At 32.3% G+C, this 12325-nt stretch carries 9 protein-coding genes and 1 pseudogene; 6 read left to right on the forward strand and 4 right to left on the reverse strand.

The genetic code is table 11. The annotated features are described in order from the left end of the window. Positions 1-174: 174 nt before the first annotated feature. Together J3R86_RS00605 and ptsG are read right to left on the reverse strand one after the other, a co-directional pair. Positions 175-1818: an alpha-keto acid decarboxylase family protein gene (locus J3R86_RS00605; RefSeq protein ID WP_207517616.1), complete on the reverse strand. Its 1644-nt coding sequence runs from the start codon at positions 1816-1818 to the stop codon at positions 175-177. 224 nt (positions 1819-2042) lie between these two features. Continuing rightward, complete coding sequence (ptsG, locus tag J3R86_RS00610; protein ID WP_207517617.1) at positions 2043-4088, reverse strand: glucose-specific PTS transporter subunit IIBC; 2046 nt, start codon at positions 4086-4088, stop codon at positions 2043-2045. A 645-nt stretch (positions 4089-4733) separates the two neighbouring features. Between ptsG and J3R86_RS00615 the strand changes: the two genes are divergently transcribed. Further along, entirely contained in the window at positions 4734-4889 is a 156-nt protein-coding gene (locus J3R86_RS00615; protein WP_207517618.1) for a hypothetical protein, read from the forward strand. A gap of 143 nt (positions 4890-5032) precedes the next feature. Here J3R86_RS00615 and J3R86_RS12290 read toward each other — a convergent pair. After that, positions 5033-5313, reverse strand: a pseudogene (locus tag J3R86_RS12290) (transposase); the annotation flags it as partial. 255 nt (positions 5314-5568) lie between these two features. On the opposite strand from J3R86_RS12290, the gene J3R86_RS00620 reads away from it, so the two are divergent. From J3R86_RS00620 to J3R86_RS00635, 5 genes are all read left to right on the forward strand, one after another. Continuing rightward, on the forward strand, positions 5569-7428 hold the full coding sequence (locus J3R86_RS00620) for a BglG family transcription antiterminator (protein ID WP_207517619.1): 1860 nt from the start codon (positions 5569-5571) through the stop codon (positions 7426-7428). Positions 7429-7507: 79 nt separating this feature from the next. Next, positions 7508-9445, forward strand: a complete 1938-nt coding sequence (locus tag J3R86_RS00625) for a fructose-specific PTS transporter subunit EIIC (RefSeq protein WP_207517620.1) — start codon at positions 7508-7510, stop codon at positions 9443-9445. A gap of 12 nt (positions 9446-9457) precedes the next feature. After that, positions 9458-10393: a mannose-6-phosphate isomerase, class I gene (gene manA / locus J3R86_RS00630; protein WP_207517621.1), complete on the forward strand. Its 936-nt coding sequence runs from the start codon at positions 9458-9460 to the stop codon at positions 10391-10393. 331 nt (positions 10394-10724) lie between these two features. Further along, positions 10725-10916 carry an alpha/beta fold hydrolase gene (locus J3R86_RS12130; RefSeq protein ID WP_242685733.1) on the forward strand — a complete coding sequence of 64 codons (192 nt, stop codon included), beginning with the start codon at positions 10725-10727 and terminating at the stop codon, positions 10914-10916. Further along, the gene (locus J3R86_RS00635; RefSeq protein WP_242685734.1) at positions 10913-11476 is read left to right on the forward strand and encodes an alpha/beta hydrolase; all 564 of its coding nucleotides are present in this window, start codon (positions 10913-10915) and stop codon (positions 11474-11476) included. The genes J3R86_RS12130 and J3R86_RS00635 overlap by 4 nt, the downstream gene beginning before the upstream one ends. 148 nt (positions 11477-11624) lie before the next feature. On the opposite strand, the gene J3R86_RS00640 is transcribed toward J3R86_RS00635, so the two are convergent. After that, on the reverse strand, positions 11625-12323 hold the full coding sequence (locus J3R86_RS00640) for an SDR family NAD(P)-dependent oxidoreductase (RefSeq protein WP_207517622.1): 699 nt from the start codon (positions 12321-12323) through the stop codon (positions 11625-11627). Between the last annotated feature and the right edge of the window lie 2 nt (positions 12324-12325).

Consider the following 12325-nt stretch of genomic DNA (forward strand, 5'->3'; position numbering starts at 1 on the left):
TATTATCATTATACAAGACAGTAGCTACCCCATAGTGTATAAACTTTTGGTCTCAAGGTCAGCCGTAATGTATATCCATTTTCCACACGGTCAATCATTATAAACACATAGCTCTCAGAAAGCATTTGATGAGCTTGCTATCATGATAGTTCTTATTAGCCATTAGGTTTAATATTATTTGTTTTGTTCTGAAAATGCTTTGGCGATGTCGATGAGTTTTTGTGGGGCATCTTCTACTGCCATTGTCACTTCAACAAAATGCATGACATCTGGGTGAGCATTAATACGATTAAATGTGTCTTGTAAGTCTTTGCTAGAAGACACATCGTGAACTTGGACATCTTTTCCTCCGAAGGCAGCAGGCAAGGCTTTATAATCCCACATGTGAATATCATTATAAGACTCATACATACCATGAATAAGACGTTCCACTGTGTAACCATCATTGTTAATGACAAAAATGACTGGGTTAATATGTTGCTTAATCATTGTTGATAGTGATTGTACGGTTAATTGTAGTGAACCATCACCGATTAGTAATATATTACGACGCTGTTGGTCAGCAAGTTGACTACCTAACGTTGCAGGTAACGTATAGCCGATAGATCCCCATAAAGGCTGTCCAATGAAAATATTGTGTTGAGACAATGCTAAATCATAGGCACCAAAGAATGATGTGCCTTGTTCAGCAATGATAATATCATGTGGTTTCAAGAATGTTTGCATCATATCAAAATAACGTTGTTGCGTTAATGGCTCTGAATCTACATTATGGTGTTGTATTTCAGGACGTCGGTAACTAGGGAATGATGATGAGTTGTGATATGTTAAAGAACTTAATTGTCGAAGTAATGATGGCAATGGAATATCTTCTACTGTAACATCATCTATTTTAATGTATTTATGATTTAACATGATGACATCATTAATATCAAATTGATATGAGAAACCAGCAGTTGCTGAATCGGTTAATTTGGCTCCAATATTTAAAATGAGGTCACTATTGTCGACATATTGGCGAACGTTGTCGTCAGCGATTTTACCATCATAAATTCCAAGATAATGTGCATTTTCTTCATTAAATGCACCTTTACCTAATGACAATTGCGCGACTGGTATATTGGTAGCATCAACGAAAGCTTCTAGTTCTTTATGCAAATGAAAGCTATTAATTTCATGTCCGGCGATAATGACGGGTTGTGAAGCGGATGCTAATTTAGTTGCTAATTGTTGAATATAACGAGAGGCATCCACATCTTCTTGAGGTTGAAGGCTATAAGGTTCAATAATGTCAATTTCAGTTAAAGCAACATCAATCGGTAAATGAATGTGAACAGGACGACGTTCATTGATTGCAGCATCAATTAATCTAGGTATTTCTGTTGTTGCATTATCAGGCGTAATATAGCCTTGTGCTGTTGTAATATGAGCAAACATTTGACGATAAGCATCAAATTTACCTTCACCTAAAGAATGGTGAACATATTTACCAGCTTGTTCTACTTGACGTGTAGGGGCACCAGTAATGGCAATCACCGGAACACGTTCAGCATAGGCACCAGCAATACCATTGACAGCACTTAATTCTCCGACACCAAATGTAGTAACTAGGGCAGCAAGTCCATTAATGCGAGCATAGCCATCTGCTGCATAGCTGGCGTTTAACTCATTTGTATTACCCACCCAGTCCACGTGTGGGTTAGCGATAATATCATCTAGAAAAGCAAGATTGAAATCTCCAGGAACACCAAAAATTTTGTCGACACCAGCTCGATAAATAGTGTCTATTAAATAAGCTCCAATGCGTTGTTTAGTCATAACAAAACCACCTTTTCTTAATATTTACATTTATCATGATAGTCTCACTCATTATGTAAGGTCAAGTATATTGACTTTATTGTGTAAACGTTAACAACAGCGTATAATTAATTTTTTATAGGGGAAATATGGCATGCAAATGGTTTAGCATTATACTGAATTTAAAGTGAAAAGGCGTTAACCTAAATCGCTTAGGTTAACGCCTATATTGTTATATATTATATTTATTTTGCTTCGAACAATTGATCGCCAAATGAAATGGAACCACTTTCGCCTTGTGTGAAATCAAGCTCAGTAATATTGCCTTGTGTAACAATAATAGGGGTAATATCACTTGTAGCATTGTTACGAATATAGTCTAAATCGAAAGTCATTAGTACATCGCCTTGTTTTACTTCTTGTCCTTCTTCAACTTTTAAAGTGAAGCCTTCGCCATTTAATTTAACAGTATCTAGTCCTACATGAATTAATAATTCTAAACCGCTATCAGAAATTAAACCAATCGCATGTTTAGTTGGGAAAATCATTTGGATTTTACCATTAAATGGTGCGTGAACTTCGCCAATTGTTGGTTTAATGGCAATACCATCACCCATCATTTTTTCACTGAACACTTGATCAGGAACATCGGCTAAAGGAATGATGTCACCAGATAATGGTGAATAAACGATATGACTTAAGCTACCAGCCGCATTAGCATCTTCATCAACGACAATAGCATCATCTTTATCATCTGCTAAAGTAGTTGGATTTTTAACCACTTGACCATTAATAATTTGCTGCATTTCATGTTTAATTTGATCTGATTTCGGACCAAAGATAGCTTGCATATTATTACCGACTTCAAGGACACCAGAAGCACCTAAGTCTTTTAGACCTGGAACATCAACTTTAGCTTTATCATTCACTTCCACGCGTAAACGAGTGATACAAGCATCTAAATGTTTAATATTAGCCTTACCACCCATAGCTTCAAGTACAGCATAAGGCAACTCTGTGGCAGAAGTTTGTGAGCTTTGTGATTGTTTATCTTCACGACCAGGTGTCTTGTATTTTAATTTGATAATACAGAATTTGAAAACGAAGTAATAAATCACTGCATAAACTAAGCCTACAGGAATGACTAGCCACCATGCGGTCTTATTAGGTAAGACGCCTAGTAAGACGTAATCGATGAATCCACCTGAGAAAGTATAGCCTAAATGAACATCTAATAAATATAATGTTAAGAATGATAAACCATCAAGTACAGCATGGATAAAGAATAATAGTGGTGCTACGAATAAGAATGAAAATTCTAATGGTTCAGTAATACCAGTTAAGAATGATGTTAAAGCAGCAGAACCCATTAAACCAGCAACAACTTTTTTATTTTCTGGTTTGGCAGTTTGATAAATCGCTAATGCTGCTGCAGGTAAACCGAACATCATAACAGGGAATTCACCTTGCATAAATTTACCAGCTGTTAAATGCGCACCTTCACGAATTTGTTCGATGAAAATACGTTGGTCACCATGAATGATTTCTCCGGCTGCATTTTTCCAAGAGCCAAATTCGAACCAGAATGGTGCATGGAAGATATGGTGCAGACCAAATGGAATTAATAAACGTTTAATGAAACCAAATAAGAATACAGCCAAACCAGTGTTAGAATCTAATAAACCAGTACTGAATTCGTTTAAACCTGTTTGGATATATGGCCAAATATATGCCATAGGGAACGCTAAGATAAATGATGTTGTTGCCATCATAATAGGTACAAAACGTTTACCGGCAAAGAAACCTAGATATGACGGTAAGTTAATGTTATAGAATTTGTTATAACACCAGGCGGCTAAAGCCCCGATGATAATACCACCGAAGACACCTGTTTGCAGCGTTGGGATACCTAAAATGCTAGCATATCCATTAGATGGGTCTCCGATACTTTTAGGTGTAACTTGTAAAAAATCACCCATCGTTTTATTTAAAACAATGTAACCTACAAATGCTGCGATGGCTGCAACACCATCACCGCCAGCTAAACCAATAGCGACACCGAGGGCAAAAATCATCGGTAAGTTATCAAAGATAATGCCACCAGCTCCGGTCATTAATTTTGCGACCATTTGAACGTCACCGTGTTGAATGAAAGGTAAGTAATGTTGTAATGATTCACCTTGCATGGCAGTACCGATAGCTAATAGTAATCCGGCTGCAGGTAAAATGGCAACAGGTAACATTAATGCTTTACCAATACGTTGCAATTGACCAAACAATTTCTTTCTCACTTGTCTAACCTCCAAATAATATTGTCTTGGCATTCGAATAAGTAAGACTGAACATCACATTGACAATACGATATGTATGAAAAATTATATTAGACGTTTCAGCCAGCGTTATTTGAAGCCTAATTGATAAGATTCAATAAAAAAGCATGAGTAAATAAGCCGTATCCATAAATAATATACGTACACAGTACTTATTAACTCATGCCTAATCTCACTTAGTAACACGTTAGTATATGAAATTAATATAAAACATTAAACAATGTTAGTGTAATGACTAGAATCTTATGTCCTTATATCTTAATTTTATCATGGAGAAGTATGCGTTTTCAATATTGTTTGTTAATTTAATTCAAATGTTGTTAATTTGTCATAAATTTATATGTAAAATTAATAAGATGCAGTGGTGTGATTTTGTTATTTAGAAGTGGTTAGTGGGCTAGAGAGACTACTTATAAAGAAATAAGACAATTGATTACGCAGAAAAGAGAATGGAGAGAAGTAGTGCAGTAGTGCAGAAATTTAAAAATTGAGAAAAGTAGAGATAAATATAAAAGTCATAAAAGTTAAGAGACTTAAATATTTAAAAATAATTTAATTGAAATTCTATATTATTTTTAAACGTGTATAATTATTTTATAAAACTTGGTGGCCAATTTACCAATGTATATCACTAACCAGCCATATTTTAGTTATGAAGGCGAGGTGGTACCTATGGCTATCAATATTGAAATACATATAACGTTGTTTATACAAGTTATTGTGACAATATATCTAGTCGCATTGTTATGTAGAAAGAAATAACCTCCCATACTAAGTAGAATGAGAGGCATAAAAATGGTCTAGTTATGATACATATTGACATATAAAAAGTGTAATATGCGCCATGTTTTACTCCTAATCGCCCTCTAAAAGTGGTTAGGAGTTTTTATATTTATATAATAACATTATTTAATAAAAAAATAAAGGGATGTTGGGACATTAGGTTCTTGGTAAAAATAAAAAAGATAATTTCTATTGAGGATTGATAGAAGCTGTCTTTTTCATCATTAATTTCGAAAAAGGATCGTTAAGCGACAATTTTTAAAATGTTTACTACTATTAACACAAATCCAAGTTTACGTTTAACCCTATTGAGCCCTGAACCGACATTCGAGTGAATCCAAAAATAGCCTTTATGAATCTAAAAATAGGTTCTACTTCAATTTTTTTGACTATAGACTTTTTTGTCTCTGAAGATCTCCTATTCACTTATTTAAAGTATAATGAGAAAAATCATGTCTCTTCTTGTAGCGTTTAGTGTACCTAATATACAGAAAATGAATATAACGATTTTTCCAACAAAAGTACTGCATAAACTTAAGCGTATAAAAAACAGGAATGTTTTATTGAAATTTAATATAATACAATTGTAAATAATTAAAATTAAATAATAAAGTATATCGCTAATAACTCCAACTATTGGGAAATGGGGATAAAATAGATGATAGAAAGACAAGTTAAACTAATTGAATTATTAAGGAATAATCATAAAGAATATTTAACTTCTGATGACATAGCTTCGTATTTAAACATATCTAATAAGACAGCTAGAAATGATATTAAAGTAATTAATTCTGAATTTATGAAAGATGTTATCACGAGTATCAAGTCTAGAGGATATTTTTTGAATACTTCATGTTATTCGCTTGACCAAATTGATGACAAATTAACTGATTATTTAAATCGAGATAGTAAAATGATAATAAGAATAGCATATGAATTACTTATGCATAGTACATCCATGTCATTAAATCAGTTAACAAGAGACTATCATATAACTAAAAAAGAAGTTATAGATTATGTCAATAGAGTACAAATGTGGTGTGAAAAATTTGATGTCAGTATTCAGGTTTTAAAGAAAAGTGGAATAACAGTTAATGGTCGAGAAAACGATATTAATAATGCTATTTTACATTTAAACCAATTATCAAAACAGACAGATAGAGTTGAGGATTTAATTTTAAATGAATTACCTAAGGCTCATATTAATAGTATTAAACAAATTATAGAAGATAGGTTAGAGAAGCATCATATCTTCACTTCGCAAATTCAAATTGAGCAACTTATTATTCATCTTATTTTAATTGTCAAAAGGCATCCTATTATCGAAAAATCTTGGTATATTGATAATGAATCAATGGTAATTGCTAATCAAATTGTTGATGATATTAATCAGAAACTTGGTTATCGAATAAGTAAACAAACTGCTCAATTATTTTCTTTTTTTATTAGCTATCATTTTAATAAATTTGATTTAGGATTCGAAAGAATCTTCATTGAAAGTTATATCCAAAAAATGATTATTAAAATGGAGAGAAAATTGAAAGTTAAGTTTTCCTCTGATGTTGTATTAAAAGAAAATTTACTTTCTCATTTTAGTCGAACTTATTTAAGAATTATAAAAGAAGTTTATTTAAACAATCCATTAACAAGTGAAATAAAAATCTTATATCCATATGTATTTAATGTACTTTATGACATTATTAATGAGCTCGCTAATGATTCTGATATTCATTTAAGTGAAGATGAAATTGCTTTTTTAACTATACATTTCCAAGCGTCTATTGATCGTAATGAAGTTACAGAAATCAATGTAGTTATATGTTGTTACTATGGATTAGGCATTGCACAGTTATTAGAAACTAAAATTTCCAATATTAATAATAGTATAAATGTTATAGATATTTTGAAATTAGAGGATATTGATAGTTATAAATTTCATAATATAGATGTAATTATAACAACACATGATATTAATTTAGCTATCAAAGAAAATATTGAAGTCATTAAAGTAAGCCCATTATTTTCTGAAGAAGATAAATTAAAATTGAATCAAGTTGTTAAAGACAAAATGAATCCACTTAATAAACAAAATGACTTAAATGAAATATCTTTTACTACCGTAGTTGATGAATTCAAGCAAACAATTCCAAACGTTTTTGAAGTGGCTAATCAAATTTTATTAAAAAGCAAATCTATATCAGATAAATATATTGAAACAGCACTAAATAGAGAAAAAATGTCTTCAACTTATATTGGTAATTCCATGACAATGCCACATGGAAATCCAGATGAGGTTCTAAAATCACAAGTCATTATTTTTAAAAGTACTGAAGGATTTTATTGGAAAGAACATCATGTCAAACTTGTCTTCTTTTTAGCTATAAAAAAACAAGATGTTCATTTAATGAAACAAATGATGCAAAAACTAGCAATTTTTACAGAAGAAGATATCCAGCTGTTAGCTAACTTAGAGAAAAAAGACTTTCAAAATACGATAATGAATTTATTACAAAAATAATTACCACTAGTAACGGTAATTATTTTTTTTGTACTTAAATAATAACGCTTACAATTAAATTAAAAGGAGCGTGAAAGTGATGAAAATATTAGCAATTACATCATGTCCCAATGGTATTGCACATACATATATGGCACAAGAAAAATTAGAACAAGCTGCCAAAGAGATGGGTGTAGATATCAAAGTAGAGACTCAAGGAGGTGTAGGTGCAGAAAATGTATTAACTGCGAAAGAGATTAGAGAGGCTGATGGTATTATTATCGCAGCTGATAGACAAGTCGATTTATCAAGATTTAATGGTAAACGTTTAATTAATGAAAATGTTAGAGAAGGTATACATCATCCAGAGAAGTTAATACAAAGAATTATTGATCAAGATGCGAAAATTTATCACGATAAAAATGATTCAAATCAAAATGACTATTCTGAAGATGAAGAAAGCAATAAAAAAGGGATTCAAATGGTTTATCAACATTTAATGAACGGTGTGTCATTTATGGTTCCTTTCATCGTTGTCGGTGGATTATTGATAGCTATAGCATTAACTTTAGGTGGTCATCCTACATCTGAAGGTCTTAAAATACCAGATGGTTCATTTTGGCAATCTATAGAAAGTATCGGTAAATTATCATTCAGTTTCATGGTACCTATATTGGCTGGATATATAGCTTATAGTATTGCTGATAAACCTGGATTGGTTCCGGGTATGATTGGTGGAGCAATAGCAGCTGATGGTAGTTTATATGGAAGTGAAGCCGGAGCAGGATTTTTAGGTGGTATTGTAGCAGGATTTATAGCTGGTTACGTAGCAAAATGGATTAAAAATATTAAAGTACCAAAAGCAATGGCGCCGATTATGCCAATTATCATTATTCCAATACTTGCTTCATTAGTAGTAGGTTTAATCTTTATATTCGTTATTGGGGCACCTATTTCAGGTTTATTCACTGCTTTAACTAGTTGGTTAAAAGGAATGCAAGGTGCGAATATCATAGTTCTAGCTTTAATTATAGGTGCAATGATTGCATTTGATATGGGTGGACCTGTAAATAAAGTAGCCTTTTTATTTGGCTCTGCCTTAATAGCTGAAGGGAACTATGCAGTTATGGGTATGGTAGCTGTAGCTGTATGTACGCCACCAATTGGATTAGGATTAGCAACATTTGTACAAAAAAATAAATTTAATAATTCCGAACAAGAAATGGGTAAGGCCTCATTTACCATGGGCCTATTTGGTATTACTGAGGGTGCAATTCCATTTGCAGCTCAAGATCCGTTACGTATTATTCCTTCAAATATGATAGGTGCTATGGTTGCATCAGTGATTGCTGCATTAGGTGGCGTAGGAGATAGAGTTGCTCATGGTGGACCTATCGTTGCAGTACTTGGAGGCATAAATCATATTATATGGTTCTTTATTGCTGTAATCATCGGTAGTTTAGTCACAATGGTTACTATTCTAATTTTAAAAAGAAATACACCTATAACTGATATTGAAGAACCAGAACTAGAGGGTCAGTCGGAAACAAGTAATACTGATAATTTAGAAATGAACAAAGAAACTAGCAATAGTGATCAAAATGTATTTCAAAAGAATGTCATTGATATCAATAGTGATATTAATACAAGAGGTGAGGCCATAGATTATATGGTCAACAAACTTCAAAAGTATAGATATATTAATAATGCTGACATTGTAAAACAAGCTATTTTAGATAGAGAGATGGAATCTACAACTGCAATTGGTATGAACGTAGCGATACCACATGCAAAATCTGATGCTGTTAACAAACCAACTGTCGCTGTTTTGCAAAATAAAAATGGCATTGATTGGATAAGTTTAGATGAATCTCAGCCTAAGATAGTGTTTATGATTGTTGTTCCTAATAATAGTGATAATACTCATTTAAAACTTTTACAAAGACTTTCTAGATCTTTAATGGACGATGAAACACGAAATTCTTTAATACATGCACAAAGTATAGATTCTATTTATGAAATTTTAAAAGAGATATAAGGAGGATGGAGCATGGTACTATTTTTGAAACCAATTTTTAAAGAAAGATTATGGGGAGGAAATGGGTTAGAGTCATTCAATTATCATTTGCCTAATAATACCATTGGTGAATGTTGGGCTATTTCAGCACATCCTCATGGTGCTAATATTATTGAAAATGGAAAGCATAAAGGTCAAACTTTAGATCAAGTATGGTCATCTGATAAGGAATTGTTTGGAAATGATGAAAGAGATAAATTTCCATTATTAACAAAAATTTTAGATGCTAATGATAAATTATCTGTTCAAGTGCATCCAGATGATGCGTTTGCATTGGAACATGAGGGTGAATATGGCAAAACCGAATGCTGGTATATTTTAAGCGCCGCAGAAGATGCCGAAATTATATATGGAGTTAATGTCGAAAATAAAGAAGATTTAAATAATTATATTGATAACAAAAAATTTGATCAATTGTTTAGAAAAATAAAAGTGAAACCAGGAGATTTCTACTATGTTCCTGCAGGTACAGTTCATGCAATAGGTTCAGGAATAATGATTTTAGAGACACAACAATCTTCAGATACAACATATCGTATATATGATTATGATCGTAAAGATAAACAAGGGAAATTAAGAGAGCTGCATTTAGAACAAAGTAAAAAGGTTATAAATATTAATCAGAATAATCCTAACGTCACACCTAAAGAATATAACTATCAAGGACAAAAGTTTACTGAGTTTGTATCAAATGAATTTTTTACAGTAGATAAGTTAAAAATAGATGGGGAATTTGATTATACAAAACCTAATGTATATTGTTTAGTTTCTATTATTGATGGTCATGGTTCAGTTACTATTGATAGTGAAAAATATAATATAGAAAAAGGTCGCCATTTCATACTAACTAATGATGACAAAACAATTACATTTAAAGGTGATGTTGAATTGATTATCAGTTATGCATAAATAAGAAGTTTATTATAGAAAGTCATGGCGAAATTACTTAAACTTTATCCAGATGGGAAAAATGAAGTCATATTATAAAAAATGTTTGTATTGAATAAGTGAAAGTTATATGAGGGAAGTTACTATTTCTTGTTCTGTAGCTTCAGTAGAAAATTTTGTGACAATGCTCCTATCAATCACACATCAACGACCAAAAACATTACTTTTAAATATGTAAAGAGCATTGAATGAACGTGTTCAAACAATATAAAGGAGTGGTGTTTAACCTGGCATATACAAAGACTGTTGTTACTGAAAGAGTAAAAATTATCTGTGATGTAGAGGGGAAGGATTGGTATTATTAACTATAGTTGGTTTTGGTGGTGATGCAGATACGTATGCTGATTTAGCTAGCATTTTATCTAATCAATACACTGTCGTTCGTTATGATAGAAGATGTAATTCTAGAAGTACAGGTGACTATCATGCAGATCTTGATGTAGCACAACAGGCTAGAGATGCAGTGCAATTATTAATGATATGAATTTAGATAAAGTATTATTATTTGCAAATAGTGGTGGTGCGGCGATTGGCTTAAAATTAATTGAAGACTATCCTGAGCTGATTGAAGGTGCAGTGTTACACGAACCGGCTATTATGAAAGTATTACCAGATGCTGATGAATGGGATAAATTTATCAATTTTGTTGATCATACTTATAAAGAACAAGGTCCTTTTGCAGCTATGAAAGAATTTAGTCGCTCATTAGTTGGCTTTAACCCGGGAGAAGACCGACAAGGTGTTGTTGGTAAGGAAGACGGCATGATTGTGGAATTACTTGAATTTTTCTTTGCTCATGAATATTCCAATATTTCTAATGAAACACCTGATATCGAAAAGTTAAAAGCAGATAACATACCTATGGTTTTTATAGCAGGTGCAGATAGTAAAGATGCATATTATGGTAGAACTGCCCGAGTACTTGCTGAGAAATTAGATCAACCATATGGCACAGTTCCAGGCAATCATGTATCGTTTAGATCTGAGAAAAAACATGAGATGGTTGAAGCATTAAGGGATGTATTAAATAATCATTTTAATTAGTATCGCCCCTATTGCTTGGAGAAATTATTTATAGATAATAAAGTAATTGCATATCAATCACTAAAAAAGCCCTCTCACTACATAAAAGAGTAAGGGGGCTTTGCTAGTATTTTCAGTTATAAAATGACTATCACCATAAAGTGCTACATTATTTTTTGTTAAACAATGTGAACGGAGTGAATCTAAATATAACTTTACCGTTATAGTTACGTTTATCTGTTAGGACATTGACCACTGTTTGTGCACCTTGATCCACTGTACGCATGTAAAAACCTTTCATATGATTGTTTAAATCAGTAGTGATTCCACCAGGCATTAGTCCAAATATATTAATAGGAATATGTTTTTTCTTATAATATTGACCAAACATTCTAATCATTGAATTTAAAGATGATTTGCTGGCAGTATAACTAAATGGATGGAAGAAATGACTGGACTTGGAAGGAATCGTTCCTTTATTAACAGCTAAAATAGGTGTGAATGTCTTAATCATTTCAAAGTTACCAATAATATTAACGTCAATGACTGATTTTAATTCATCGGCTGTGACTTCTAAAGGTGTAGCATCCATTTTGCCTGGGATACCTGCGTTATTAATTAATACATTCAAATCTGTATGATGTTCCGTAACATATTGCGCTGCAGCGTGAATCGTCGCTAAATCATTTAAGTCGATATGAATCCACTCCGCAGTAATGCCTTCTTGTTCAAGTTTTTCTACAGCTGCTGTACCACGTTGCTCGTTTCTAGCACCTAGTAAAATGTGCCAACCTAACTTGCCTAATTTTCGTGCGCTTTCAAATCCAATACCTTTATTACCACCTGTAATTAATACTTTCTGTACCATAC

Source organism: Staphylococcus simiae (genome assembly GCF_017357005.1).
Classification (GTDB): Bacteria; Bacillota; Bacilli; order Staphylococcales; family Staphylococcaceae; genus Staphylococcus; species Staphylococcus simiae_A.

Excerpts from the sequence above, each read along its gene's own strand:
- J3R86_RS00605 (WP_207517616.1), bottom strand. The coding sequence starts at position 1,818 with ATGACTAAACAACGCATTGGAGCTTATTTAATAGACACTATTTATCGA.
- J3R86_RS00620 (WP_207517619.1), top strand. The coding sequence starts at position 5,569 with ATGATAGAAAGACAAGTTAAACTAATTGAATTATTAAGGAATAATCAT.
- J3R86_RS00625 (WP_207517620.1), top strand. The coding sequence starts at position 7,508 with ATGAAAATATTAGCAATTACATCATGTCCCAATGGTATTGCACATACA.
- manA (WP_207517621.1), top strand. The coding sequence starts at position 9,458 with ATGGTACTATTTTTGAAACCAATTTTTAAAGAAAGATTATGGGGAGGA.
- J3R86_RS00635 (WP_242685734.1), top strand. The coding sequence starts at position 10,913 with ATGAATTTAGATAAAGTATTATTATTTGCAAATAGTGGTGGTGCGGCG.
- J3R86_RS00640 (WP_207517622.1), bottom strand. The coding sequence starts at position 12,323 with ATGGTACAGAAAGTATTAATTACAGGTGGTAATAAAGGTATTGGATTT.